Here is a 26,509-nt window from a genome sequence, read left to right as displayed (position 1 = left end):
CCTCAGTCGTCGTTGTTCTCGCCAAGGCGCGGCGCAGGTCTGTGCAGTGCAAGGTCTGCGTCTGAAAAGGAAAACGGCGCGCGAATGCCGGGAACGTCTTCCAGCGACAGCTCCATCTGCCGGGCAACAACCTGGGGGTCAGCCATAACATCCGCCATATCGTTGATGGGTCCGGCCGGAACGCCCTGTTGCTCACAGGCCGCAAGCAGATCGTCACGGGTCCGTTTCACCGTGGCACCGGACAGACGGCGGATCATCTCCGCACGGTTGGCCAGCCTGTTTTCGTTCTTCAGAAACGCCGGCGCAGTCGCCATGTCATCCAGCCCCAGCAACCGGCAAAGGCGCTGATACTGGCCATCGTTGCCTGTGGCGATAATGATATGGCCGTCCGCACAGTCAAAAACCTGGTAGGGCGCCAGATTCACATGTGCATTGCCCATGCGTTGCGGCGGCTTTCCGGTGGTCAGGTAATTCAGGGCCTGGTTCGACGTTACAGCGACCGCTACATCCATCAGCGACATGTCAATGTGCTGGCCCCGTCCGGTCTGGTGGCGCTGGTGCACGGCAGCCAGAATACCGGTGGTCGCATAAATTCCGGTCAGGATATCCGTTATGGCCACACCATACTTCTGCGGTTGCCCGTCCGGTTCGCCGGTCAGCGACATCAGACCTGACATACCCTGAATAATGAAATCGTATCCCGCCCTTGATGCATAGGGTCCGGTGTGCCCGAAACCGGTAATCGAACAATAGATCAGACGGGGAAAATCCTGGACTAGGCTTTCGTAATCCAGCCCGTACTTTGCCAGCCCGCCGGTTTTGAAGTTCTCGATGAGGATGTCAGCATCCGCCAGCTGTTCCCGGACCCGGGCCTGACCTTCCGGCGTTCTGAAATCTGCTGTAACAGACTTCTTTCCGCGGTTTGTCGAATGGAAATAGGCGGCCGAGACATCCTCGCCGCGTGTGACAAAGGGCGGACCCCACTGTCGGGTATCATCCCCCGCCGGGCTCTCGATCTTGACGACATCACATCCCAGATCAGAGAGAGTCTGACCTGCCCAGGGGCCCGCAAGCACCCGGGCAAGTTCGACAACCTTTAACCCCTGCAGGGGAGCTGACATTACTCTGCAGCGGCGTCGATGATGGCCGCCATGTCAGAATACGCCATGTTGGAGTACTTTTCGCCGTTGATCACAAAGCTCGGGGTGCTGTCGATACCATCGGCCTGAGCATTTTCCTGGTACCATGCCACCAGCGTCCGGGCGTTGTCTGCATCCTGCAGGCAGGCCTCCATCGTGTCACCGTCGAGCCCTGCCAGACGGCCGATCCGGCGCAGTTCATCAACGATGGAAACCATGTCGCCGGCGCGCGCCCAGGTCGACTGACCCTCGTAGATCAGGTCAGCCATGCCAAAAAAGGCCGTTGGGGTGCCGGCACAGCGCGCGATCATGGAGGCCCAGAGGCCGGGCCGGTCAAAATAGACCTCGCGGTAGACAAAATTTATTTTGCCCGTGTCGATATAGTCAGCCTTGAGCTGCTTGTAGGCACCGGCGTGAAAGCTGGCGCAGTGCGGGCAGGTAAAGCTCGCATACTCGATAACCGTAACCGGGGCATCCGGATTGCCCAGGGACATTTCCTGAACCCCCGAGGTATCGATGTCGCTTTCCTGCGCACTGGCAGCGCCAATCGGGTCAATCCGGGTGACCTCGGTTGCCTGATTGCCAGAGGGACTGGTCACAAACCAGGCTCCGAGACCAATAACTGCCACCGCAGCAGAGATAATCATCATACGCGACATGGGTTTTCCTTTTACCGGTTTGTTCTGTTCAGAATGTTTTCGCCAAGGCGTGTCAGCGCCGCGCGCAGCCCCTCATCCTCCACAGGGCTGGCAGTTGCAAGGGCCGCTTCCCGGACAGAGGGATCCACGACCTTCGGTTCGGAATCCTGGCGCCTGTGTGTAAAATCGACCTGGCCTTCTGCAAAGCCCCTCGCAGCCGTCTGGGTGACGCGGATACGGGCAATCGCATTGTAGCCGTAGACGGCATTCACACGTGTGCGCAGTTGCTCTTTCTGCATCTCCAGAACCGGGGCGTTGGCACCGGTTGTCAGCAGCGTCAGCGTGGCGCCCATGCCTCCACGACCATAGCTCACCTCGACAGGTCGGGAGATTGCGGCCACATCTGCACCCGCGATCTCTTCCCAGTGCGTAAGAAGCCGGCTCTGAGCAAAGCCGCGGCTCTCGCTGGCACTGCGAATCCGGCTTTGCAGCAGGCTGGACGTCTGCCTGAACCCTTTTGTACTGGCGCGGCGCGGCGGCATCGCTATCTTCCCTCAGAAATCTGTGAGGTAACATAGCCCGTGATCCACGTGGCAACCAGCCCGCGACTGAGCGGAGGACGATAAACATTGCGTTACGAGCAAGCAGCCCGCCCCGGGCTGAGTGATACCCTGCTGGACTGGTACGATGTGCACGCACGCGAAATGCCGTGGCGTGTCCCCCCCGGTGAACGCAAGGCAGGCACTCTGCCGGATCCCTACCGGGTGTGGCTGTCTGAGGTGATGCTTCAGCAAACGACTGTCGTGACGGTCAGAGACTACTTTCAGCGCTTTACCGGGCGATGGCCAACGGTAGGCGATCTGGCTGCCGCCGAAGACTCCGAAGTGATGGGTGAATGGGCCGGGCTGGGCTATTATGCAAGGGCACGCAACCTGCTGAAATGCGCCCGGGCGGTCGTGGCAGACCACGGCGGGGCTTTCCCGGCGGACTATGACGCCCTGGTGAAACTGCCCGGCATCGGGCCTTACACAGCTGCCGCTGTGTCCTCGATCGCTTTCGACCTGCCGCACGCCGTTCTGGACGGCAATGTCGAACGCGTTATGGCCAGACTGCACAATATCCACACGCCGCTGCCTGACGCCAAACCGGAACTGATGCGGGAAGCCAAGGCACTGACGCCGGACAGACGCCCGGGCGATTATGCCCAGGCGGTAATGGATCTCGGGGCAACTGTCTGTACGCCGAGATCACCGGCCTGTGGCATCTGTCCCTGGCGCGAACCCTGCGAGGCCAGGCGACTCGGCACGGCACCGGACCTGCCGCGCAAACAACCCAAAAAGGCGAAACCTGTGCGCCACGGGATCATCTTTGTGGGGCAACGCCGGGATGGCGCCTGGCTGCTTGAGACCCGCCCTGACAAAGGCCTGCTGGGCGGGATGCTCGGCTGGCCCGGATCGGACTGGATTGACGTCTCTGAACCACTCCCCGAAACGCCGCCGCCCTGCCCGGCAGACTGGCAACCGGTTGATGCCGAGATACGTCACACCTTCACCCACTTTCATCTGCTGCTCAGGGTCCGGACGGCTCAGATCGATTCCGGAACGCAATGTGACAGGGGGGCATTTGTTGCTCCGGAAAACTTCCGGCCTTCGGATCTGCCGACTGTCATGCGCAAAGCTTTCGATCTTATCCGGTGAGCGTCGTCGCGTCATGCTTGGCGCAGCAATGCGGCGCGGCTTAGGATTGCGCCATGCCAGCTGAAACAGCCATACCAGAAACCCGGCCACCCAGTGCCGCACCTTTCTGGGTCTCGCTCGCTCTGCCGCCGCTCGCCGTTGTGGGCGCGCTGCAGGGGGGCTGGACGATCGCGCTTCTGCCCCTTGTGACATGGTATCTGTTTTCCGGCCTGGATCTGGCGATCGGCCGCAACACTGATAATGCCGATCCGATGACCCCGGCGCATGCGCTGCGATGGCACACGCTGATCACTCTGATCTGGACACCGCTGCAGTTCGTGATGCTTTTCTGGCTTGTGTGGTACGTCCCGCAGGCCGGCCATCTCAGCACGCCGGAACGGATCGGGCTGTTCTTTGGCGTTGGGGTCATTACCGGCACGATCGGCATCAACTACAGCCATGAGCTGATGCATCAGCGCAGCCGGGCTGAACGCTGGATGGCCGATATTCTGCTGGCCATGGTACTTTATTCCCATTTCCGGTCCGAACACCTGCTGGTGCACCATCGTTGGGTGGGCACACCGCGGGATGCAGTCACAGCGCGGTATAACGAAGGTTTCCATCGGTTTTATCCGCGCGTTCTGCGCCAGTCGTTTGTGTCTGCATGGCGTGCAGAGACGCGGATGCTGGCGCGTCGGGGACTGGCCTGGAAGACGCCGGCCAACCCGTTCCTGCGGTATCTGATCCTGCAGTCGGGCATGATCACGCTGGCTTTGATGCTCGGTGGCTGGTCGGGCCTGGGGCTCTTTGCTGTTCAGGCGGGTACTGCCGTGTGGCAGCTGGAGCTGGTGAACTATATCGAACACTACGGCCTTACCCGCAGGCAGCTCGACGATAACCGGTTTGAACCTGTTCAGCCGCATCACTCCTGGAACTCGGATCAGCGCGCGTCGAACTGGCTGCTGATCAATCTGCAACGGCATTCTGACCACCATTTCAAGCCTGACAGACGTTTTCCGGTGCTGCAGACCTATCCGGAAGCCGAAGCACCCCAGCTGCCCTACGGATATCCTGTGATGACAATGGCGGCGATGTTTCCTCCGCTCTGGCGGCGGATCATGAACCCGCGCGTCCGGCAATGGCGCGCCCGGCACTATCCGGATATTGACGACTGGACCCCGTACAACGGCACCTGAACACCCCGGATCATAACAGCGCAAACCAATTGTTAGTGGTTCTCTGCCATGGTGCCTGATCAGGTGGAGAGGCGTGAGAGTTTATTATGTATGTTCAGGCAATGAGCGCTGTCGGCGGCGGGAACAACGGGACCTGTCTGGTCGTCGAGGACAGCGCATTCGATCAGGAAAAATTTCGCCGTATCATGGCCCGCAGTTTCAGCAACATGAAGGTCGTTATGGCCGCGACCCTTGCCGAAGCGCGCGACCGTGTAAAGCAGATGCGCACCGATCTGATCCTGCTGGACAACAGTCTGCCGGACGGTATCGGTGCGAATTTCGCTGTCGAACTGTCCGAGGACCCTGCGCATGCAGATATTCCGGTGATCATGGTCAGTGATTTTCCGACACCGTTTATGTATCAGAAGGCACAAATTGCGGGGGTTCGCCATGTCGTGGACAAGTCTGACTTTGGTGCCCGTTTCATTCATGATGCGCTCAAGGCCCGTCAGAAAAGGAAACCCCGGTACGGGCTGTAAAAAAACCCCGCCATAAATGGCGGGGTCTGAGGTGTGTGCCTTTACAGGCAGCCTCGTTCAGAAGGCCACAGGCACCGGCGGTGTTCGTGAATTTCGTATGTTCAGCCGTCCATTTCCGAGCGGATCTGCTGGCGCAGGACGTCGATCGGAACGGTTTTACCGTCGCGTCGGAAACACCAGTAGGTCCAGCCATTGCAGCTGGGCGCTTTTTCAAGCGCGGCGCCAACCTGATGGATCGACCCTTTGACATCATCACCAATAAGCGTTCCGTCTGCGCGGACTTTGGCTTTGTGACGCTTGTTCATCGAATAAAGCTCTTCGCCCGGTCGCAGCATGCCTCGTTCCACCAGCTGGCCAAATGGCACACGAGGCTCTGACCGTTTTGACGCGCTGACCTGAAGCGCTTCGCGATCAAACTTGCGGACCTTGCTGATGCGCTTTTCCGCAACTTTACGATAGGCTGCCTCACGCTCGATCCCGATGAAGTCCCGGCCCAGCATTTTGGCCACGGCACCCGTGGTTCCGGTGCCGAAAAACGGATCAAGGATGACATCGCCGGGATTTGTCGACCCGACAAGCACACGGTGCAGCAGGCTTTCGGGTTTCTGCGTCGGATGGGCCTTGTCGCCTTTTTCATCCTTGAGCCGCTCGTGCCCGTTACAAATGGGCAGAACCCAGTCTGACCGCATCTGGATACCTTCGTTCAGCGCCTTGAGCGCTTCATAGTTAAAGGTGTACTTACTGGCCTCGTTTTTCCCAGCCCAGATCATCGTTTCATGCGCGTTGGTGAAGCGCTTTCCGCGGAAATTCGGCATCGGGTTTGATTTGCGCCAGACAACGTCATTCAGGATCCAGAACCCCTGGTCCTGCAGTGCAGCGCCAACACGGAAGATGTTATGATAACTCCCGATCACCCAAATCGCCCCGTTGGGTTTGAGCAGGCGACGCGCAGCTTTCAGCCAGGCGCGGGTAAAATCGTCGTAGGCCTTGAAGCTGGAGAACTGGTCCCAGTGATCATCCACCGCATCAACCCGGCTGTTGTCCGGCCGGTGAAGGTCACCCTTGAGCTGCAGGTTATATGGCGGGTCTGCGAAGATCAGATCAACGGATTCTTCAGGCAGGCTGTTCATCATTTCGATGCAGTCACCGTCCAGAATCGTGTTCAGGGGGAGCGCCGCCGCGCTCTTGGTTTTTGTTTTCATCTTTCTGCCTCTGTCCCGGTGCTTTTGCACTCGTTGGTTGAGACCAAGATGAGTCAAACCTGATTCGCGGTCAAATTCTTTTTTGAATCAACTGCTTACGATTTTCTCTTGATACAACATATTGTGGACCGGCCGGAAAGTACGTCTATGGTGTGGGGTCGGCCCAAGATTTTGAAGCGCCTCCATGTGACTTTTTGATCCATATCCCATGTTGGTTTCCCATCCATAGCCGGGATGCTGTTGCGCCAAATCCACCATGATCCTGTCACGGGCAATTTTCGCGACAATCGACGCAGCCGAAATGGACAGGCACCGGGTGTCTCCCTTTACAACCGGCGTCGCGGGCAGATTGAGCCCCCGCGGGATCATGGACCCGTCGATCAGCACGTGATCCGGTGCTGACCTTAGACCGGCCAGAGCCCGCTGCATGGCAATATGACTGGCCCGCAGGATATTCATCTGCTCGATCTCGGCAACAGACGCATGCCCGACCGAGACCTCCGCACATGCCATCAGCAGGTCCGCCAGGTGTTCCCGGCGCTTTTTCGACAACTGCTTTGAATCGTTCAGGCCGTCGGGGATATTGTCAGGGTCAAGGATGACGGCCGCGGCCGTAACCGGCCCGGCGAGGGGCCCCCTCCCCACTTCATCCACGCCGGCCACCCGCTCGGTGCCGATCGCCATGACAGCGCGTTCCATGTCAAAATCCGGTTTCATCCCCCTGTGATTGACCGAACACAGCAACAGTTCAACCCGCAGGCACAAAAAAACGCGCGTCCCCTTCCCGGAACGCGCGCCGCACTGGTTAAATTGGGAGGAAGTGCCCGAACACCCCCTCCCCAGGTGTGGCACCGGCCGGGGTCGGGCGGCGCCAGCGATGACCCGTCCTCAGCGGCGGGCCAACTGGTACCCCTCACGGCGCAGGCAGCGGGCATCCCAGCCTCTGCGCTTGCCGTTCGGGCCTTTGAACTTCACCTTGCAGGAATGGGGAAGTTCGTTGGTATAGCTGTAGTGTTTCTCGAGGCAGCGCTTACCGAAAACGCGGTATGTTCTGTCGCGCGTCGGAATGCTGCGCAGGCAGTCGCCCGGCAACAGGCGTCGCTGGGCGCGACGGGGCAGTGGACGTGGCTCCAGCCGGTAAACCGGATCAAGACTGCGCTGCACCGGTTTATACGTGTTACGGGTTACAGCTTTATTGCGCTTACGGTCGTTCCGGTCGCTGATCACTTTGGCGACGATCGCAACACCGGCAATCGCCGCCAGTGCCCTCAGTACATCCTCATCGGCTTTGGCCGGCGCGGCACCAACAGCGGTGATGCAGACGGCGGCGGCGGCGACTGTGGCAATGAATTTCCTGTACATGAGGCTGGTCCTTTCGAGTTTTCTGCGGGCCATCCGCTGACCGGCGGCCTGTTGTGCAATCAAACTGGCCCCACTCCCCGCCGACAGGCAATATCGCCCGGCTGCTATCTGATAACAGCGGCGCTAAACCCCCTTTGTTATTGAATATCCCGGTATGCAGGCGCAAAGTCGGGGTATGAAACAGACCGCTCTCATCTTTGTGCTGACCATCGCGATATGCATCGGCAACGTCGTTCAGGCTGCCGACTGCTATGCTGATTACAAAGCCAAACAGGATAACCCGCTGCGGCTGCACTATGGCGTGGCCGAGATCTCACAGTGTTCGAAGCAGGCCGCAAGAGCAGAGCTTTCTGCGCGTCTTTCCGCGCAGGGCTGGACCTTGCTGAACATCGTGTCAGTGTTTAATGCCGACGGGCTGGCTGAAAGGAAACAGAGTGCAGGACCAAACTACCTCCGCTTCTGACATGCGCCGCTCTGGCGGGCGGATCGCGGTTTTTGGTATTGTGGGTATTGTCCTGATACTGGCCGTTGCCGCGGCAATGCTGTTCTGGGCACTGCCCGATGCAAATGCTTTCAATGCCCGTGTTGAACGGCTGTTTATCGAAAACGACAACCTGACGGCACAGGCCGAGATAAAGCTGCTTGAGATACTGGCCCAGTCAGGCACAGCGTTTTCCGATACGCTGGCCAGTTACCGGCTGGTGATTTTTGTGCTGCTGGTTTTTGCGACGGCAATGCTCGTCGCAGCACTGGTGTTTCTGGTGCTGCTTGTCGGCTTTAATCGCCGTATGGCTCAGATCGAACGTGCCGGTATCCAGGTCAGTTCACTGTTGATCAGCCGCGAGGAAAACACCGTCTATCTGAATAACCTTGGCTTCCGCCTGACTGATGCAGCCATGGAGACAATGTCGGTACTGGCTGAAGCCCGGATGGACGATGACGTTTTGTCGGGGTCAGAAATCGAAGGGATGATCTCGGGCCGCAGCCCGGCAGATTGCGAAGAAGCCGCCGGTGCTACCCGTATCAAACGTCTTCGGGATACGCTTGGCAACCAGATCGTATCTGAACTGCTCGTCAAGAATATCGCGCGGCGCGGTTACATGCTGGCCATCGACAAAGACGTGATCAAGGTGATCTGAGTCCGCCTGGGGCGAAGTGTTCGGGTGGGCAGCGTGAGATCAGGTCTCCGGATCCTTTGACGCCATCTGAGCGGCTTTGGCACCCATCGTGTCGGCCTCGCTTTCCAGACCCGCATCATCATTCACAGGCGTGCCGCCCATTTCCATCGTGGGTTTGACCCGGCCCTGTTTCTGCTGAGCGACGTGCCAGGCTTCATGGCCCAGGTGTTTCTCCTGCCCGGGGCCGAGGTGAATATCGGTGCCCTGCGCATAGGCATGCGCCTGCAGCGCCGCGGGCTTTGACGAGTTATAATGTACTTTTACGTCGTCCATCGCCATCCCGGAAAGGCTTTCAACACCTGCCTTCAGACCCGCAGGCATCCCGCCGCCGTCCTCTGTGCGCTGAACGGGTGCTGCGGCGAACTTACCCTGGAGCGCTTCTTCTTCGTCCATCCGCTGGGCCGGCTTTTCAGCAAACCTGCCCTGCAGTTCCTCTTCTTCCATCCGCTGGACCGTGTCGCCGGTAAACTTACCCTGCAAAGCCTCTTCTTCCTCCATTCGCTGGGCCGGCTCACCAATAAATTTGCCCTGCAGCTCTTCCTCCTCCATACGCTGTGCCGGACCACGCTCGCGGCTCTGCATCTGCGCAAGACGCCCTGTTGCGGCACTCCGGTCCGCATCGCTCTGAAGATCAGCAAGCACCAGTTCGGGAGCAGTGTCGCCACTTCCTCTGCCGGATTTGGCGGCAGAGGTGCTGACCTGACTGCGTTCCGATGCGAATATCTGAGCCATAGTTACGTCCTTTTCGGTATGCGAGCTATCCTGGCACATTTCAGAGAGCTTTTCACCTCTCAGTTGAAATTGCCTCTGCGAGTTCGCTCAAAGCCTTGTGCGTTTCATCCAACACCCTTTCTGCAGCGCCGAAATCAGGCGGCGGATCGGTACTCAGCGCGTCAACCAGCGCCGGAGTAAGCACCACCAGATTCTCCAGAATAAAGTGCGCCACTGGCGGGCCGCTCTTCAGTGCGCTGTCTCCGGGCGGGGCCAGATGATTGCAGCTGAAATAGATCATCTGTTCGTCTTCGATCGCCAGCACTTTGCCAACTGTCAGTGACAGGTTCACCGTGTTCAGCATGTTGCGCACCAGCGCCCACGCCCGGTCGGACACCGCCTGCGCCGGGATGACCGAAATAAACTGCCACAGTTCAAGATCCCCATCTGCGGAAGCAAGCAGGTTGATCCGCAGAACCGGCTCTTCCTCGACACTCTGATCGGGGAACGGAACCGCGATATGATAGGGCTCCGGCGCGCAGTCTGTCAGCACGGGGCGCAATCCTGCCCTGTCCAGTGCATCTGCCATCTCTTCGGGCGTTGCCACTGATGGTCTACCTTTCCTTGAGGCTTTTGATGATCAGCGCCATTTTGGCCTGTTCTTTGTTAAAGCCAGGTGTGTCGTTGTTTTCGATCCGCTGAACATCCCGACGTATGTTCAGTGCATCAAAGAACCATTTGCGCTCTTCTTCCGGTGCACGGAGGATTTCCATCGCCGCAAAATTATACCGGAACTCTTTGTTGGCGGTGGTCTTGTCGAGGTTATAGCGTCCGCGCTTTTTCTTGCCGGCCAGTTTTTCCTGAGTGAGCAACAGCGCGTGATTGACGAATTCTTCGCCATCCGCTGTTGCTGCGGCCTTTTCCAGGTTGGTTTCTTCGCCGCCTTTTTTATCACGTCGATGCTGTTTAAATTTGCGGATACCGGTCTGTGTCAGTTTGGCCGCGAGAGATACCATTCCGATGGCCGCACCGATCCCGGCACCCAGTCCACTGACCGACAGAGCACCGGATGTAATAGAGGCGGCCGCGTGGATGAGATCAATGATTGCCCGGTTGATCTGCTTTACGAATTTGTCTCTGGTGACAACAAACGCAAGGTAAAGCGGTTCACTGAACTGTGCGGTGAGCTTTTTGCCCATCGCTTTGGCCTTGTGCGCAGCGTGACCGGTGCGGGCCAGTTTGATGCCCTCGCTCACAAAATCCATACAGCCTTTGATCAGGCCGAGCACGGGGATAACAGGCACATTATTGACAGTGCCGCGCACTACATCGGACACAGCACCGGCATTTTCAGAGGCAATCTGTCCGCCCGCCGCGATCTGCTCGTAGAGTTTGCGCACGGCCGAATAGGATTTCGCCACGCTGTTGGTCGCACCGGCAATCTCGTGCACGGAATCGAACAGATCCTGACCATGCTCACCCAGCGATTTACTGTCGTTTTTGACCGGCTTCGCACGGGCAAAGATATTCTTGCACATGTTTACAATGTCTTTGACGCTGTTCACGGCGCCGAGGACCACGCCCGCGGCATCACCCGTCAGCTTCATGTCGGTGCTGACATCCGTGCTGTCACTGCTGAACATGTTGGAGTCGAATTTGTGCCCGTCCCCCCGCATCGCGGTGAAGGCGCCGCCCAGGTACTTTCCCAGCATTTCGGTGGTGCCAACAGTCGACAGAAAGGTCAGTTCTGCGATGGCCTTTCGGCGCTTTGCCTTCAGCTTGCTGTTCCCGGGGTCTGTTTTCAGCCGCCGGTTACAGTCAGAGACAATGGCAAACAGCCGGCCCAGTTCGGCCCCCAGCCTGACGCTCATCACCGCGCTCGCACCGATATCCGCGCCGCCCGATACCTTGTCCATGGCACCGGGGTCGTCCTCAATGGCACTGTGCAACCCGCCCATGATGGTAGCCGCCATCTGTTTGGCTGCGGTCTTCTGTTCGGATTCACCTTCTGGAATTGTGGTCTTCCAGTAGTCTTCAAGGCCCTCGTTTCCGACGCCGCCCGTGCCCTGCATGCCCAGCGCGTTCATGGCCTCACCAGCGAGGTCCATCGAGTCCTCGAACCCTTCGGGCAGATCAAAATCCGCCTCTGCGCCATCACCCTTGCCCGCGACAGAAGAATAAAGAGCCACATCCTCACGCGTCTTCTGCATTGAGGCCAGCACGTGCGGCGCAACGGTATGGCCCGTATCGTTCTGGGCAGCGATCTGCGCTTCGGCGCGGGCATAATGACGGCGGTACCGTGACTTATAACGCTCCAGCGGGACGGGGCGGGGATGCCTCCTGCGCGTCTTCGCCGCCACCGCGACATTCAGACGTGTTTCCCCCAGCGCGATCATGACAGAACAGGCATCCCAGATCGCCGTTACAGGGTCGTGGTAGCCGTCGATATCGCGCACCTGCTCACGCATCTCTGCAAGGCCCGACACCATCTTTTCAGCCGTCGCGGTTTCAATATCCCTCGGCGGGACAGACATGATCTGCTGCACGCGCAGGCGGATGCGGTTGTAAACGTCGAATGTAAAAATCGTTCTTTTGCCAACATCCGGGTTGTCGTCCGGCACATTGTTCAGCTCAATCTGTTTGGCATCCACCTGATCTTTAAGGTCCTGCACCTCTTTCATGCGGCGCGAATTACGCTTCTTGCTGGCATATTTCGCGTTCTTCGATCCGATCCAGGCGTTGATCCTTCTGCTCAGCGCCTGCAGCCGGGTCTTTTGCGTTTTGACGTCAAGAAACACAGAGGCCTGATACAGGATGAGTGCCTCATCGATCCGCAACAGCAGTTCCGAACGCTTCATGCCGGCCTTGGTGCTGCGTGACTTCCACGTGTCATAGGGGATCACGGCGGCGCGTTGCATAACCGGTACTGCAGGCCGGGCGCCGGTGGCATTGTGCCCGCGCGCGCGCGCCTGAAGCGCTGACGTTTGCTGGCGGGGGTGGCTGAGATCTGCCGCGGCCCGCAGACCGGACAGACCTGGTCCATCCTGCGGGACCGGCGCGGGTCGGGCGGCTGAGGGACCCGCAGACTGCTGCCGGTATCTCTGAGCCTCACGTATTCTCATCCGGGGCCAGCTCCTGCAAAAGCGCAACGGGGATTGAACATAATCCGTTCCCGCAAGGGTAGAGATGACCTTACGTCATATCAAGAGTATAGGTTGTTGCCGAATTCCAGGTTCCCGCATGAATTGTTTCTTGCATATCGGCGGATTGTTGCCTTAGGGTTGATAAAAATTACCCGTTTCTCGTTTAAATAGTTGAATTGAAGCCATAAAACTCCGGAAAAGAGCAAAGACTGATGATCCGCGCATTGCTCCTGTTCTCAGTGCTCGTCAGCGCAGTCACCGGCTTTGCACCTTCCGCACACGCATGCCCGCAGGTCCGTCCGGGCGGAGATATTGTGGTAGCGTTGCGCGACAACGCGGAACCTTTTTCCTTCTTTGACAGTTCCGGCGCACCGGCCGGTTTTGCCTATGACCTCTGGCGCCGTGTCGAGAGATCGCTGTTTGTGCTGGACGATGTAGGCCGCTCGGTAGCACCCGAAGTGACCTTTGTTGCGTGCAACACAATCGACGGTCAGGAAGTCGGGCTGGTATCCGGCCGGATAGACGTCGTCATAGCACCTCTGACAATCACGTCCCAGCGCATGGAATCCTATGATTTCTCCCAGCAGTACCTGTCATCGGGGCTGGCTCTGGCTTTGCCGCCGTCGAATGCAATCGATTTTACGCAGGCCAGGAAGATTGTGTCTGAAACCATTCTGCACCCTACGGTCGCCCAGGCGGTTCTGCTCTTTCTGACCTTTAACCTGATCATGGCGTTCCTCATCCGCTGGCTGCTGTTTGCAAAGGAAAACGATCCCGGCGGGCGCACGTCTCTGTGGCTGCGATCGCTGCTGGAGTCGATCATCCGGACCATCGGGCTGCGGGGCGTCGGAGACGGATATTCGACCGCGGTCGCCAAAGTGCTGGAAATCTTTCTGGCCGTCGTCGGTACGGCACTCTCGGCAACCCTGCTGGGCGTTCTGACCTCGGCCTTTGTAGGTTCTGTCGGCGCGCAGCAAAAAGTTCCCGCATCTGAACTTACCAATATGACCATCGCCACGCTGGATTGCTCGACGGCTCAGGCGTTGTTGCTGACCGAATACGGCAAACTCAAAAGCGACACTGAACCCGGGTCAGACGTGGCGTCCGCGCTGGATCGTCGTGTCAACCAGCTGGTCTGCAATCCGGAAGACCCCGAGCGGGAAGACATTACCGTCGACGATGATCCTGCACTGGCCGGCGGTGTGCGCCTCGTCAGCAGCTGGCGGCAGGCTGCCAACCTTCTGGCCAAAGATGAGGTGGACGCCGTGCTGGGTGACTGGATCGCCCTGACTTACCTGAGCCGTCAGGATACTTACGAAGGCAAGATCGCCGTCCTGCCAAATGTCTATCGCAATGAGCCTTATGGCTGGGGTATTTCGCATACGTCCGTGTCCGAAGATCTGCGACGCCAGATTGACCGGGCGCTCATTCGACAGATGCGGAACCGCGACTGGCGCAAGCGGCTGGAGGACGTGTTGGGTACCGGCAGCGTCAGCCCGAATTGACCGTCCACGAGACAGAAAAACCCGACGCGGACACGCCGCCGGTGACCCCGGGCGACGCGACCACACGCGCGTCGTATCAGCTCTATTTTACATCCGGATTCTATGACAGACGCTATCCCAGCCCGAACAGGACAATGTGGCGCCGGATCACGCATCTGCTCGGCCCCGACGCGGCGGTGCTGGATTTCGGTTGCGGCAGCGGGCGCTATCTGCTGCGCCTCCAGGGCCTTGTCTCACGGGCGGCGGGGTTTGACGTCAGCCCGGCGGCACTGGAAACAGTACGCGCCCGGGCCGCTGCTTCGGGCTGGACCGACCTGGCGGTCATCGGACCGGAAACGACCGACCTTGATCACTATATCGAGGTGTCTGGCCGGGTCGATCTGGTGCTCTGCCTTTTCGGCGTTCTGGGGCACATAACGGACCCGGCAGCACGCGCTGACGCGCTTGGCCGGATGCGGGCCGCGCTGAAACCAGGGGCGGGTCGCCTGCTCATTTCTGTTCCAAATCGCGCACGACGTTTCCGCTCGGAACAGACAGACAGCGCGCGCGACGGGCTGGTCCATTACCGCCGTCGCACGGACGACGGACAGGACGTGGTGTTGCACTACCAGCTTTTTGATCCACAGAAACTGACACGCGAGCTGACAGCAGCCGGTTTTGCGCTGGAGCGCCTGAGTTGTGAAAGCGTATTGCCCGAAAGCTGGTTACTGCACAACGGACTGGCACGCTGGATCGATCGTTTGCTGACGCCCGTCTGCCCGGTGCGCTGGGGCTACGGAATATGTGCAGAGGCCTCATGCTGAGAGTGCTGGCCCCCATTCTGGCATTGCTCCTGACGCTGCAGGTTCAGGGCGCCCTGGCTCAGAATGTTTCTCCGGATATGGTCGCCAGGATGCCCGATGACCCGACGGGGCGGCTGGCTCATATCCTGCAGCGCGGAACACTGATTGCAGGGGTCAAGGACGACTATCCTCCCTGGGGTATGCGCGATGCGAACGGCGCGATTGTTGGGCTGGAACCCGACCTTGCACGGGATCTGGCGCGCCGTATGGGCGTAGAACTCGAGCTTCAGGCGGTAACTTCGGGCAACCGCATGGGACGCGTGAATCAGGGCGTTGTGGATGTGGTGATTGCGACGACCGGTGATACAGCCGAGCGGCGCAGGCAATCGGGATTGCTGCAACCCAACTACTACTCCAGCGGGGTCGTCGTGCTGACCCGCAGGGAATATGATTTCAGGTCATGGGCGGATCTGCGCGGCGAAAAACTGTGCCTGAACCGCGGCGCATATTATAACCGGGCGCTCGAAGAGGAGTACGGGATTGATGGCGAGTATTTCTCGTCCAACCGGGACTCGCGGCTGGCGCTGCAGCAGGAGCGCTGCGTTGGCTGGGCCTTTGACGACACAGCCTTGGCCCAGCTGATACTGGCCCAGCCCGACCCGGCCCTTCGCATCATGGACGAGGCCATTCTGGTAACCCCCTGGGCCATTCTCGTCGCAAAGGGGACCGAACAGGAAGACCTTGGCCGTTTTGTCTCCGACATGATTGGCGAATGGCATGCTTCGGGCCGCATCCTGGAACTGCAGGACAAATGGAGCATACCGCGCAGCGATTTCGTGCTTGGCAAACATGCGCTCTGGCGGGCCACACAGAATGGCAAAGGGGTCTGTGCACGGGACCCTCAGACCGGCCAGCACCGCGACAGATGCCTGAATGAGGCGCCGCTGCAGTCTTCGCCCGACCCTGATCCGCCTGGCTGGATCGTTACGCTCTATGACATCACCGGCATTGATCTGCGCGCCGCCGCCAGCCCGTATAACCGCGCGCGTCTGGCCAGAGGTCTGGCTCTGACACTGGGTCTCAGCGCGCTTGCAATCGTCGGGTCGCTGACTGTGGGTGTGACCCTGTCGCTGCTGAATGCCACGCTTTCCCGGTTTGGCCTGCTGGGTCGGATCCTGCTCCTGCCCCAGAAGGCGCTGATCACCGTGGCCCGGATGACCCCTCCGATCCTTCAGCTTTATATCGTTTTCTTCGGTCTTGGCGGTATCCTCGGGAACTCAGGTGGCTTTGTGCCCGGATCCTTCGGGATCGCGGCGGTGATCCTGTCGCTTTATGCCGGCGCAACAAATACGATCATCCTCAGCCACGCCCTCACGGCAGAACAGGGAGAACGACCTGGGACACCGCTACTGTCTCTGCTGCCCGGCGCAATCTCCCGCGGGTTTGACGGGCTGGTGGCCGCCTGCGTGAACATCGTAAAGGCAGCGGGCATGGCAAGTGCCATCGCGGTTGGTGAGCTGATCTCGACCATCAATCTTCTGGTCTCAGAGGGTGCGGACACCGCCACGATGATGAATGGTCTGCTGGTGTTTTACTTTCTGCTGGTGCTCGGCCTGTTGTGGGTCTTCAGGGCGTTGCGGCGCAGGCTGGTGCGCGCATGATTGCAGAGGTTCTCCCACACACCAGCTATCTGGCCGCAGGTTTCGCGATGAACCTGATCATTTCCGCTATCGCAATGGGCGTCGGCACGATCATCGGTATGGGCTTCGGGCGGCTCCGCCACGGCGGGGTGACACTGCTCGATGCGCCATCCAGACTCGCGACCAACATCTGCCGGAATGTCCCGAGTTTTGTTCTGCTTTTCTATATGGCCTCGATGATCCCCAGCGAGCTTGACCTGGGCGGTAATATCTATCCTGTCCCGCTCTGGATAAAAGCATCGCTGGCGCTGATCTTTCCTGTGATCGGTTTTTGTTCGGATCAGTCGCTGGGGTATTTCCAGCAGCGGGCGGCGGGCAGTCCGGGGGCCCGCGAAACCTTTGTGATCGCCTGGACACAGTACTTTCTCATCATCATCATGGCTTCGGCTACCGCCTCGGTCATTGGCGCAAACGAAATCGTCGGGCGGGCCAATACCGTGATTTCACAGCAAAGCGACGACCGGCTGATGCTGGGTATCTATCTCTATGTTTCTCTGTGGTTTCTTGCGAGCGGCCTGCTTGTGTCGGGCGTCGTGAAAGCCGTTCTGAAGTATGGACCAAAAGTAGAATAATGATGCGCTCCACCCGGAAAAATTGAAAAAATCAGGCGAACGATATTGCTTTTGAACAACTCATGGTTACGCTGCGGAAAGCTGTTAAAGAAAGGTGAAGCTGCTGCCACGCTCTGCGATTCCCTTTGCGCCGGCTTTTCTTACCTGTCTGAAACAGGAGGTGGAGCGACGCTGTGATTGATCACGCCCTAACCCTCGTGAGCGACCGGCTGAACGCGCATCTGTCCGCGTTGTTCGCTGTGTCAGAGGATCTGGTCGCCGTGGGCCCGCTGTCGGATGCGGAGGGCAAACCCACAGCAGAATCGCGCAACCGCCTGACGCTTTTTCTGACCAATATTGCACAGGATTCGGTTCCGCGCGGAAGCCGGCCACGTTCAGCGGTGCAGATGGGTATGGCACCGCCAGTCCATCTGGACATCTATTTTATGCTCGCTTCGGGCCACGATCCGGAAATCTACGGCGAGGGGCTCAAGCTCATATCCGCGGCGCTGATGTTTTTCCAGGCCAATCCGGTGATGACCCCCCAGCTGGTGCCAGAAATGCCCGCAGGTATCGCACAGCTGACCGTCGAAATCTCGAACCTGAAGGTCGAGGAAGTCGGACAGCTCTGGGGCAACCTTGGGGGTCGTTACGTACCATCTGTTATGTTCAAGATGCGCTCGGTCATGATCGACGCAGGCGCGGTGCGGTCGATCACACCGCTGATCCGGGCGCCGGGTGGCGAAGCCAGACCATCGGAGGCGAGCTGATGACCTGGGGGGCAATTGCGCAGCTGAGACTGGAACACGATTACTACGCACCAAACATGCCCCCGGTTACCGTTCGCCCGAGTGATGCTGCCGGTTTTGACAAAGCGGGTCTGCTGCTGCGGCAAATGGGCCCGAAGGTGCTGATCGTTGCAGAAGAAGATAACACCGATCTTCCCGAAAGCGTGTCACTCGATCTGGATGTACAGAACACGGATGTAATCGCACTGACCGAAGGGGCGGACTGGACGTATGTACCGCAGATCGGCCTGCCCGGGCATCTTGATCACGCGCTGCTCAGTGCCGCAGGACCCTCTGAGGTGCCGCAGCCGGCGGCAAGCCGCAAACTTGCTCAGGTCAGCATCGGTCTGGTGCCCGGCAGTCTGCGCCGCATGACGCTGCGTTGCGAAGCTGTCGCCTCTCACTGGGCTTATCATGTGACAGGTCCCGGCAGTGACGAAGTGATTATCGAAGACAGCGAGGGTGAAGTGGAATTTGACCCGCTGGGCACGGTCGATCTGCCCGATGGAACACCCGCCCACGTCATCCGCACGCGCAGCGCCCTGCCAGCACGGGCCAGGCCGCTGCAGCGTTTCAGCCTCTCGCGCCCGGGACCGTTTGGCCCCCGCACACTCATTCCTGTGCTGCCCGCACCGCAGCCGCTTTTCACCTCAGTGCCTGCGCCCGACGGGGCCGGCGCGCTGATCCAATCCGACATTTACGTATCGATCTTTTAAAGGAGGACCCGAAGCATGGTCATGAAAACCCCCGGCGTCTACATTGTCGAAAAGAGCGCCTTTCCCAACTCTGTCGTGCAGGTCGCAACGGCAGTTCCGGCCTTTATCGGCTATACTGAAAAAGCGGTGAACGGGAACGTTTCCCTGCACGAGACGCCGATGAAGATCACTTCGGTCTCGGAGTATCATGGCTATTTCGGCGGCGCTCCGGAGCCGGTGTTCAGAATGCAGCCTTTCGAGGAGCGAACCGGCCAGCCCTATGGCGAAGATGCAGACATGGCCGCAGCCGCCGAGCTGCCACAGGCAGTTTTTACAGCCAACGGACCTGCGGGTCCTGAAAAATTCGAACTGATCCAGACGAACACCGCCTATACGCTTTACTCGGCGATGCGGGCATTCTTTCTCAATGGTGGCGGCACCTGCTACGTCACTTCAATCGGGTCCTACAGCGACCCCATTGACGCCGATGCAATGCTCAAAGCGATCAAGCGGCTGGAAAAAGAACCAGAGCCGACGATGGTTGTGATCCCCGAGACAACGCGCCTGAACCGCCAGAACGGTGCCAAGGTTCAGCAACAGATGCTCGCGCACTGCGGTTACACGATGAAAAACCGTTTCGCCATTCTGGACGTACATGGCGGTTACCTCGATGAACGCAGCCCGCGTGGCGACCCGATCGCACGGTTCCGCATGGATGTTGGCGCAAATTACCTCGACTACGGTGCGGCTTACTATCCCTGGCTCGACAGCGCGGTATACCAGTCGCGCGACTTTACCTTTGAAAACATAGAGCTGGGCAGCCGCAACAAGTTTATCTCGCTGCTCAAACGCTCGGTAAATATGGACAAGGCGCTGGTGCCTGAAATCCTCAAGGTCGGCACTGCAGTGGTGACAGGGGACTTTACCATCTCGGTGACCAGGGGCGGCATCTCCGTGCTGAAAGGTACTGATATCAACGCAGCCGACGACCTCGCAGAGGCCTCCGAGCTTCAGTACAAGATCGAGGGCGATCCGGCGGATGTTCTGGCACAGATGAAAGGCAAGATCGTCACCGGCGCCAAAAACGCCGGCGCAGAAGCGCTCGCAGGTGCCGATGCGGTCTTTGCCTTTACGCAAAAAGACATCGACGACGGAAAGATCCGTTTCGTGCATAATGGCAGCGACGGGTCCGGCGGTTTCTTTGAGCTCGTGGTCACCGACAACGAAGGTGTCAAAACCTCCGCGCGGACAATCGTTGTCTCTGTCGGCTCTGACGTGATCGGCCTGCCCGATGTGGTCAAGGAAAAGCCGGTAAAGATCTCGGTCGCCGAAGAAGGCACAACCATTGATGACGTGGTTCTGCTGGGCGCCGATGCTGTTGACGAAGTGGCCGTCAAGAACGCCTCGGACGCGGTACAGACCGCGCGCACTGCACTGAATGACGCGGCTGACGATGCGGATCTTGCTCCGCTGCAGACCGCCGTAGCAGAGGCAGAGGCCGCTGCTGTGGCTGCCGTGAAAGACAAAACCGTAACCCGCAAGGGTGTGGGTGTCTGGACGGTTGATGGCACCGATATCGTGCTTGCCCCCAACGCAGAGTTCCGCGGCGCTGAAACCGCCGTCCGTTACAAACTGGTTGTCGGCGGCGAACTGTCCGAGGCGAAAGAGATCAAGATCCTCGTCGATGGCGTCGTGGACGAAAATCCACCGCCAGACCCGATGACCAGCACGATCGATAAAACCATGCGGGCCACCGTGCCGCTCTATACGGACGTGATGAATGCCATCGCCGCCTATATGAACGTCATGCCACCCGCGGCAGCCATGGCCGGCGTCTATACGGCCGTCGACAACACGCGGGGTGTCTGGAAAGCGCCCGCAAACGTTTCGGTAGCCGGCGTCACCGGGCCGATGGTCAACATCGATCACGGCCAGCAGGAAAACCTCAACGTTTCCACAACGGGCAAATCGATCAACGCGATCAGGCCGTTCGTTGGTGAGGGGACCCTCGTCTGGGGCGCGCGTACGCTCGATGGCAACAGCCTGGACTGGCGTTACATCAACGTGCGCCGCACCATGATCATGATCGAGGAATCGATCCGGCTCGCGGCCAAGGCCTATGTCTTTGAACCGAACACAGCCCAGACCTGGGTCACGATCCGGTCGATGATCGAAAACTTCCTGACCTCGGTCTGGAAAGCGGGCGGTCTGGCGGGTGCCGTGCCTACCGATGCGTTCAGCGTGCATGTCGGCCTCGGCGAGACGATGACGCCGGTGGATATTCTTGAGGGCAAGCTGCTGATCACCGTCCTGGTGGCCGTGACACGTCCGGCGGAATTCATCGAGATCACGTTCCAGCAACAAATGCAGAAATCATAAGTTTTGAACAGGAAGGACATTTAACATGGCAGATGATGGCTCCGCCCAGACAACGGCGGTCTGGCCGCTTCCCAAGTTCCACTTTCAGGTAAAGTGGGACGACACGGAACTGGCTTTTCAGGAAGTCTCCGGTCTGGATATCGAAAGCGAGGTACTGGAGTACCGCGCAGGCAACAGTCCGGTGTTCTCCAAGGTGAAAATGCCCGGGATGCTCAAATCAGGGAATATCACCATGAAGAAGGGTGTGTTCATTCAGGATAACGCGATCTGGGACTGGTTCGCCGAGATCCAGATGAACGTGATCAAGCGCAAGGCGATCACTATTTCGCTGCTCGATGAAACCCAGGCGCCCACGATGGTCTGGAAGGTGCAGAATGCCTTCCCGGTCAAGGTGACCAGCACCGATCTCAAGGCCGAAGGCAATGAGGTTGCGGTGGAGAGCATCGAGATCGCACACGAAGGTTTCGTGATCGAGAACGCGTAACCATATGGACCTGCTCAGCCCTCCTGTTGCGTTTCATTTTTCGGTCATGTTCGTGGGAATGGTCCCACCGGTGCCCGACATGGCGTTTCAGGAGGTTTCCGGGCTCGAAAGCAGCCTGGAAACCGAGCCGGTGGTCGAGGGTGGCGAAAACCGTTTCGTGCATCAGCTTCCGAAACCTGCAAAGCGCGGGAATCTCAAGCTGAAACGCGGAATGACCACCCAGGCCAGTGGTCTCGTGCAGTGGTGCAAATCGACCATCGAGGGCGATTTTGCCGAGGCCATCGTGCCCAAGGACATCACGGTGTCGTTGCTGAATGAAAAGCGTATTCCGGTGGCCGTGTGGACCGTCGGAAACGCGTATCCGGTCAAATGGACGGTTGGGGGATTTGACGCAATGAAAAATGAACTGGCGGTTGAGACAATTGAACTGGCCTATACCACACTGGTGAGGTCAGTCTGATGGCGGTCGAGATCGGTACGCTTGTGCTGAAAGGGCGCTTTGGTCCGGCGCGGGATGACACACGGCCCGCGGAGCAACGCGAAGACCTGGAGACGGCGCTTGAGATGATGCGTCGTGATCTGCTGCGCGAAATGGACGATCGGCTGGCGGATGCGGCTCGCCGCGGCAGGGAGCGCTGAGCCGTGGCCAAGCTGAAAATTGTGCGCTGTGCGATCCAGTCGGGTAAAATCGAGCCTAAAAGTGGTGATGCCAACACCTTTGAGGCAACGATCAACCCTGAAAACTACAGCCATAACTATTCGCTGAAGTACACCGGTACGATGGGCAAGGGTGACAGCGCTGTCGGCAAGTCCGGCGCAATTCCCAAGTATTCCATGGCCGATCCGGAGAAGCTCAACTTTTCACTGACCATCGACGGAACGGGCGTCGTGCCCGGCTCCACTGAGCCCGTAGCGGATCAGATCGATAAACTGCGCACCGTCTGCTATGATTATGACGGAGATGAACACGAACCGACGGCCGTCAAAATTATCTGGGGCAACGGACTGAAAGAATTCTTTGGCCGGCTTACGGAAATGTCGGTTGACTACACACTGTTTCATCCCGATGGCACCGCCCTGCGGGCAAAAATAAAGCTGAACTTCATCGAAGCGCGCACTGCCGCCCAGGAAGCCCTGGAAGCAAAGCGACGCTCGCCCGACCTCACGCACCTCGTTCGTGTTCAGACCGGCGACACGCTGCCGCTGCTGTGCCACCGCATCTACAAGGATGCAGGCAAATACCTCGAAATCGCCGCCCACAACGATCTCGATAATTTCCGGGACCTTGAGCCGAATACGCTCCTGCGGTTCCCGCCGATGAGGTGAGGGATCATGGCTGACAGTCCGGAAACAGGTTCAACAGGATCCGTCGGGGTCACCGTCAAGATCGAAGGGGCGCAGATCTCTGACGACATACTCATCGCCTCCGTGCGGGTCCGCAGCGGTCTGAACCGTATCCCCGAGGCACAGGTCACCATTTTGTCCGGTTCGCTGCAGACGGATGACTTTGATGAGCTCGACGCTGCGGACTTTGTGGCGGGCAAGGAAATAGAGATCGCCGCCTTCTACGGCGACGGGGCGGATCAGACGCTGTTCAAGGGGCTGATTATTTCGAGCCGTGCCAGGATCGACAGCAATACAGGTCTGCGCCTTGAGCTTTATTGCCGCGACAAGGCCATCGGGATGACCGAAATCCGCAAGTCGGTGCGCTATGAGGAGAAAAAGGACAGTGACGTCATATCTGACATCATCGGCGATGCCGGTCTGACGGCGGATGTGGAGGCCACGACGGATACCGCAGCAGACAAGCTGCGCGCAGGCACAACCGACTGGGATTATCTGCGCCTGCTGGCGGACCGCAACGGCCTGGTGGTCAATGTCATTGCAGGCAAGGTTTCTGTCAAAGCACCGGATACCTCGGCGGCGGTGTCACTGGAGGTCACCGTGGGCGCTGATGTTCTGGAGCTCGACATCGAGATCGATTCCCAGCGCATGATCAAATCGGCCAGCGCGACATCCTGGGACGACACCACACAGGAAACTGTGTCGGGCACCTCTGCGACTGTGACCGGGCTGACACCGGACAATGTCACGGCCGCAAATCTCGCCGAAGTTCTCAGCGACCGCGAGCATACCGCCTTTACCGCCGCAACGGTTGCATCTGCCGAGCTGACCACGCGGAGCAAGGCGCGGACCACGCGGGCAGGTCTGGGGGCAGTTTCGGGCTCTGTCACCTATCAGGGAAACAACATGATCGAACCAGGCAAAACCCTTGAAATCAAGGGTTTTGGCGAACGCTACAGCGGCACAGGATATGCTGTCTCTGTCGAGCACAGGATCGAGGCGGGCACCTGGCTGACGGTGTGCAGGCTGGGCCTGCCGCCGGACTGGACGTCAGACAGCACGGGCTTTGCCAGCCCTGCCGCTGAGGCGATGAATGCGCCGATACACGGGTTGCAGATCGGCAAGGTCCTTACCGTGGCCGAAGACCCCGATACCCGGCTGCGCATCCAGATCGAACTGCCCCTCGTCGGTGATCCGCCGGCAAAGGTCTGGGCGCGCTATGCACAGCCTTATGCCTCGTCAGCGGCAGGTATCCAGTTTCTGCCCGAAACGGGCGACGAGGTGGTTGTGGCCTTTCTGAACGCTGATCCGGAAGCGCCGGTCATTGTCGGCTCACTGCACAACGGAACCGCGGCACGGCCGATTGACGCCGAAGAGGACAATAACCTCAAGACAATCACCACCCGCTCGGAACTCAGGATGACCTTTGACGACGACAAAAAGATCATCACGGTCAGCACGCCGGGCGGGCATACGCTGACGCTGGATGACGACGCCAGCACGTTTTCCATGGAGGACATGAACGGCAATTCCATCGTCATGGATGACAGCGGTATCGCCATCACGTCCGACAAGGACATTTCCATTACGGCGACGCAGAACATCACCGCAGAGGCCACGCAGGATGCAACCATCGAAGGCATGAACATCACCTGCACGGCACAGACCGAACTGACGGTCGAGGGCAACGCGACCGCCAAACTGTCGTCCGGAGGGCAGACCACGGTCGAGGGCTCGATTGTGATGATTAACTGAAACGACAAGACAACAAGAGGGGGTCCGGGGGGATGCCACCAGCAGCAAGACTGACCGATATGCACACCTGTCCCGCAGTGAACGGTGTAGTGCCTCATGTAGGCGGACCGATCGTGGGACCCGGCGAGGCAACTGTACTGATTGTCGGCCTTCCGGCGGCGGTCCAGGGCGATAACTGTGTCTGTGTGGGACCAACGGCTTCAATCACCAAAGGTTCGGCCACGGTGATGATCGGCGGCAGCCCGGCAGCCCGGATGGGGGACACAACCGCACATGGCGGTGTGATCGTCGCGGGCGCGCCAACTGTGATCATCGGGGGATGAACCATGGCAGAGCGTGATCCGGGATTTCTTGGCCGCGGGTGGCATTTCCCGCCTGAATTTGATCCGGCAACCGGCGAGATCCGCATGGCAGAAGCAGAAGAGGACGTGGCCGAAAGTCTGCGCATTCTGATGAACACAAGGCCCGGCGAACGGATCATGCAACCTGCCTATGGATGTCGCATCCACGACTACGTTTTTGAACCGAACAACGCAGAAACACAGGCGGGGATCGAAACGGCAGTGCGCCAGGCCATCCTCTTTTTTGAGCCCCGCGTCACACTGCACCGCGTTGAGGTGATTATGCGGGACTGGCTCGAAGGACGCATCGGAGTTGCGCTTGACTACACCGTCGATCAGTCAAACTCGCGTTCGAATATGGTTTACCCCTTCTATATCCGCGAAGGCACGCTTGTGTCTGATACGCCGGTTCTGGCGATCTGAGGACGCATGGCAGGGTTCCACATATCAGCAGCTGGCCGGGTCGCCGGTCTTGGGGTCGCACTGACCCTTGGCAGCTGTTCAGTGCTGGAAGAAATACCGCTGCCTGAGCTGCCGGAACTGGCCCTGCCCGAATTTCTGCGGTCGACCGAGACGACACGTATTATCGGTATCGCCCCGGCTGCCGGACCCTGCCTGGCAGAAGACGCTGATGACAAGGAAATGGCGGGCTCGCTTCTGCGCCGGTCCGCTACCGCAGGCTATGACTATGATACCGTTCTGCTGATCGGGAGCAGTTCGACCCTGGGACTTGCGCCACGGTTTTCCTTTATTGACCGGTCTGCGCAGGTCGAGGACCGGCCCGGCGACAGCACGCCGGGTGTTGGGTCGCGCAAGGCGGATGCAACCGAACGTGGCGGGTTTGGCACAACCGGCGCGCTGCCCAACGTCTATGATGTTTCCTACAATATTTTTGATCTGGCTTTCAGCGGGCCGATGGTCATCGGGCCGGGTGCGGCCGAGGTGGAAATTCCATCGACCGGCTCGGTGACCTTTTCGGGGCCAATTGCGCTGGAACTGATCACCCCTGATACCGACGGCGGTGTTACTGTCACAAAGGCCAGGGGCCGTTTTTCACTTCAGGCGGGGTACGGTTCAGGCCGGGGTGCTTTTGCAGCCAGTGGATTTGACGCAGATCTGCCATTTGACAGACTGACGTGGACCAACCTGTTTCAGTGCGGCGGACGGTTCGTCAGCAGCGGCAAAGGCGTGGTTTCCGTGCAGGACGGCGATGGCCCGCTACTGCCGCCCTTTAAAACGGGGCGTGACGCCGTGCCTTTCCGGGCAGTTTTTGAGTCCGCACAGTTCGCGCCCGAAGAACGCCCCGCACCGCCTGTTTCTGCCGGTGGGACGTTCCTGATCGAGAGCGACGCGGGAACCCTGACGGGTGTTTTCCTGTCAGACCTGCCCCCGGCAGCCGAAGACGATGCGGAGGCCGAATGA

General features: G+C 59.1%; 29 protein-coding genes. 20 read left to right on the top strand and 9 right to left on the bottom strand.

The annotated features are described in order from the left end of the window. Positions 1 to 2: 2 nt before the first annotated feature. From Q0792_RS13355 to Q0792_RS13345, 3 genes are read right to left on the bottom strand one after another with little or no spacing between them, the layout of a single operon-like run. Positions 3 to 1,121, bottom strand: a complete 1,119-nt coding sequence (locus Q0792_RS13355; RefSeq protein ID WP_298841353.1) for a CaiB/BaiF CoA-transferase family protein — start codon at positions 1,119 to 1,121, stop codon at positions 3 to 5. Further along, positions 1,121 to 1,798: a DsbA family protein gene (locus Q0792_RS13350; protein WP_298841351.1), complete on the bottom strand. Its 678-nt coding sequence runs from the start codon at positions 1,796 to 1,798 to the stop codon at positions 1,121 to 1,123. Before Q0792_RS13350 ends, Q0792_RS13355 begins: the two co-directional genes overlap by 1 nt. Before the next feature lie 11 nt (positions 1,799 to 1,809). Continuing rightward, positions 1,810 to 2,319, bottom strand: coding sequence for a DUF721 domain-containing protein (locus tag Q0792_RS13345; RefSeq protein ID WP_298841348.1), 510 nt, complete (start codon positions 2,317 to 2,319; stop codon positions 1,810 to 1,812). An 87-nt stretch (positions 2,320 to 2,406) separates the two neighbouring features. On the opposite strand from Q0792_RS13345, the gene mutY reads away from it, so the two are divergent. From mutY to Q0792_RS13330, 3 genes are all read left to right on the top strand, one after another. After that, positions 2,407 to 3,474, top strand: a complete 1,068-nt coding sequence (mutY, locus tag Q0792_RS13340) for an A/G-specific adenine glycosylase (RefSeq protein ID WP_298841345.1) — start codon at positions 2,407 to 2,409, stop codon at positions 3,472 to 3,474. A 53-nt stretch (positions 3,475 to 3,527) separates the two neighbouring features. After that, the gene (locus tag Q0792_RS13335) at positions 3,528 to 4,649 is read left to right on the top strand and encodes an alkane 1-monooxygenase (protein WP_298841342.1); all 1,122 of its coding nucleotides are present in this window, start codon (positions 3,528 to 3,530) and stop codon (positions 4,647 to 4,649) included. 86 nt (positions 4,650 to 4,735) lie between these two features. Beyond that, on the top strand, positions 4,736 to 5,167 hold the full coding sequence (locus Q0792_RS13330) for a response regulator (RefSeq protein WP_298841336.1): 432 nt from the start codon (positions 4,736 to 4,738) through the stop codon (positions 5,165 to 5,167). A 101-nt stretch (positions 5,168 to 5,268) separates the two neighbouring features. On the opposite strand, the gene Q0792_RS13325 is transcribed toward Q0792_RS13330, so the two are convergent. From Q0792_RS13325 to Q0792_RS13315, 3 genes are all read right to left on the bottom strand, one after another. Next, the gene (locus tag Q0792_RS13325) at positions 5,269 to 6,369 is read right to left on the bottom strand and encodes a site-specific DNA-methyltransferase (protein ID WP_298841335.1); all 1,101 of its coding nucleotides are present in this window, start codon (positions 6,367 to 6,369) and stop codon (positions 5,269 to 5,271) included. A gap of 87 nt (positions 6,370 to 6,456) precedes the next feature. Beyond that, on the bottom strand, positions 6,457 to 7,086 hold the full coding sequence (locus Q0792_RS13320) for a ribonuclease HII (protein ID WP_298841332.1): 630 nt from the start codon (positions 7,084 to 7,086) through the stop codon (positions 6,457 to 6,459). Positions 7,087 to 7,257: 171 nt separating this feature from the next. Beyond that, the gene (locus Q0792_RS13315) at positions 7,258 to 7,731 is read right to left on the bottom strand and encodes a hypothetical protein (protein ID WP_298841329.1); all 474 of its coding nucleotides are present in this window, start codon (positions 7,729 to 7,731) and stop codon (positions 7,258 to 7,260) included. Positions 7,732 to 7,906: 175 nt separating this feature from the next. On the opposite strand from Q0792_RS13315, the gene Q0792_RS13310 reads away from it, so the two are divergent. After that, positions 7,907 to 8,194, top strand: a complete 288-nt coding sequence (locus Q0792_RS13310) for a hypothetical protein (RefSeq protein ID WP_298841325.1) — start codon at positions 7,907 to 7,909, stop codon at positions 8,192 to 8,194. A 1-nt stretch (position 8,195) separates the two neighbouring features. After that, positions 8,196 to 8,870: a hypothetical protein gene (locus tag Q0792_RS13305; RefSeq protein ID WP_298841885.1), complete on the top strand. Its 675-nt coding sequence runs from the start codon at positions 8,196 to 8,198 to the stop codon at positions 8,868 to 8,870. 39 nt (positions 8,871 to 8,909) lie between these two features. Here Q0792_RS13305 and Q0792_RS13300 read toward each other — a convergent pair whose 3' ends face one another. The 3 genes from Q0792_RS13300 to Q0792_RS13290 are packed head-to-tail and all read right to left on the bottom strand — an operon-like array spanning position 8,910 to position 12,742. Then, a complete protein-coding gene (locus tag Q0792_RS13300) occupies positions 8,910 to 9,641 on the bottom strand; it encodes a DUF4157 domain-containing protein (protein WP_298841323.1) in 732 nt (243 codons plus the stop codon). Between the two features lie 52 nt (positions 9,642 to 9,693). Beyond that, positions 9,694 to 10,227 carry a hypothetical protein gene (locus Q0792_RS13295; RefSeq protein ID WP_298841320.1) on the bottom strand — a complete coding sequence of 178 codons (534 nt, stop codon included), beginning with the start codon at positions 10,225 to 10,227 and terminating at the stop codon, positions 9,694 to 9,696. A 7-nt stretch (positions 10,228 to 10,234) separates the two neighbouring features. Further along, positions 10,235 to 12,742: a hypothetical protein gene (locus Q0792_RS13290; RefSeq protein WP_298841317.1), complete on the bottom strand. Its 2,508-nt coding sequence runs from the start codon at positions 12,740 to 12,742 to the stop codon at positions 10,235 to 10,237. Between the two features lie 233 nt (positions 12,743 to 12,975). Between Q0792_RS13290 and Q0792_RS13285 the strand changes: the two genes are divergently transcribed. The 15 genes from Q0792_RS13285 to Q0792_RS13215 all read left to right on the top strand — a co-directional run bounded on the left by Q0792_RS13285 (position 12,976) and on the right by Q0792_RS13215 (position 26,509). Continuing rightward, entirely contained in the window at positions 12,976 to 14,268 is a 1,293-nt protein-coding gene (locus Q0792_RS13285; RefSeq protein WP_298841310.1) for a transporter substrate-binding domain-containing protein, read from the top strand. Beyond that, positions 14,265 to 15,071, top strand: coding sequence for a bifunctional 2-polyprenyl-6-hydroxyphenol methylase/3-demethylubiquinol 3-O-methyltransferase UbiG (locus tag Q0792_RS13280; RefSeq protein ID WP_298841307.1), 807 nt, complete (start codon positions 14,265 to 14,267; stop codon positions 15,069 to 15,071). Before Q0792_RS13285 ends, Q0792_RS13280 begins: the two co-directional genes overlap by 4 nt. Further along, complete coding sequence (locus tag Q0792_RS13275; protein ID WP_298841305.1) at positions 15,065 to 16,711, top strand: transporter substrate-binding domain-containing protein; 1,647 nt, start codon at positions 15,065 to 15,067, stop codon at positions 16,709 to 16,711. The genes Q0792_RS13280 and Q0792_RS13275 overlap by 7 nt, the downstream gene beginning before the upstream one ends. Beyond that, complete coding sequence (locus Q0792_RS13270; RefSeq protein ID WP_298841302.1) at positions 16,708 to 17,322, top strand: hypothetical protein; 615 nt, start codon at positions 16,708 to 16,710, stop codon at positions 17,320 to 17,322. The genes Q0792_RS13275 and Q0792_RS13270 overlap by 4 nt, the downstream gene beginning before the upstream one ends. Before the next feature lie 173 nt (positions 17,323 to 17,495). Then, positions 17,496 to 18,071 carry a DUF4255 domain-containing protein gene (locus Q0792_RS13265; RefSeq protein ID WP_298841299.1) on the top strand — a complete coding sequence of 192 codons (576 nt, stop codon included), beginning with the start codon at positions 17,496 to 17,498 and terminating at the stop codon, positions 18,069 to 18,071. Further along, positions 18,071 to 18,805: a hypothetical protein gene (locus tag Q0792_RS13260; protein WP_298841296.1), complete on the top strand. Its 735-nt coding sequence runs from the start codon at positions 18,071 to 18,073 to the stop codon at positions 18,803 to 18,805. Before Q0792_RS13265 ends, Q0792_RS13260 begins: the two co-directional genes overlap by 1 nt. Before the next feature lie 15 nt (positions 18,806 to 18,820). Further along, complete coding sequence (locus tag Q0792_RS13255) at positions 18,821 to 21,163, top strand: phage tail sheath C-terminal domain-containing protein (RefSeq protein ID WP_298841292.1); 2,343 nt, start codon at positions 18,821 to 18,823, stop codon at positions 21,161 to 21,163. A 25-nt stretch (positions 21,164 to 21,188) separates the two neighbouring features. Next, positions 21,189 to 21,647 (top strand): phage tail protein, encoded by a 459-nt coding sequence (locus tag Q0792_RS13250; RefSeq protein ID WP_298841289.1) that lies wholly within the window; start codon positions 21,189 to 21,191, stop codon positions 21,645 to 21,647. A gap of 4 nt (positions 21,648 to 21,651) precedes the next feature. Beyond that, entirely contained in the window at positions 21,652 to 22,107 is a 456-nt protein-coding gene (locus tag Q0792_RS13245) for a phage tail protein (protein WP_298841284.1), read from the top strand. Next, positions 22,107 to 22,286, top strand: a complete 180-nt coding sequence (locus tag Q0792_RS13240; protein WP_298841282.1) for a hypothetical protein — start codon at positions 22,107 to 22,109, stop codon at positions 22,284 to 22,286. Before Q0792_RS13245 ends, Q0792_RS13240 begins: the two co-directional genes overlap by 1 nt. Positions 22,287 to 22,289: 3 nt before the next feature. Then, a complete protein-coding gene (locus Q0792_RS13235; protein WP_298841279.1) occupies positions 22,290 to 22,973 on the top strand; it encodes a peptidoglycan-binding protein in 684 nt (227 codons plus the stop codon). 6 nt (positions 22,974 to 22,979) lie between these two features. Next, positions 22,980 to 24,746: a type VI secretion system tip protein VgrG gene (vgrG, locus tag Q0792_RS13230; protein WP_298841276.1), complete on the top strand. Its 1,767-nt coding sequence runs from the start codon at positions 22,980 to 22,982 to the stop codon at positions 24,744 to 24,746. 32 nt (positions 24,747 to 24,778) lie between these two features. After that, the gene (locus tag Q0792_RS13225; protein WP_298841274.1) at positions 24,779 to 25,069 is read left to right on the top strand and encodes a PAAR domain-containing protein; all 291 of its coding nucleotides are present in this window, start codon (positions 24,779 to 24,781) and stop codon (positions 25,067 to 25,069) included. Positions 25,070 to 25,072: 3 nt separating this feature from the next. After that, positions 25,073 to 25,510 carry a GPW/gp25 family protein gene (locus Q0792_RS13220; RefSeq protein WP_298841271.1) on the top strand — a complete coding sequence of 146 codons (438 nt, stop codon included), beginning with the start codon at positions 25,073 to 25,075 and terminating at the stop codon, positions 25,508 to 25,510. Positions 25,511 to 25,516: 6 nt separating this feature from the next. Next, positions 25,517 to 26,509: a hypothetical protein gene (locus tag Q0792_RS13215; RefSeq protein ID WP_298841270.1), complete on the top strand. Its 993-nt coding sequence runs from the start codon at positions 25,517 to 25,519 to the stop codon at positions 26,507 to 26,509.

Source organism: uncultured Roseobacter sp., assembly GCF_947495025.1.
Lineage (GTDB): Bacteria > Pseudomonadota > Alphaproteobacteria > Rhodobacterales > Rhodobacteraceae > Roseobacter.
Note: the sequence above shows the minus strand (reverse complement) of the source record. Positions and strands in the feature narration are given on the sequence as shown.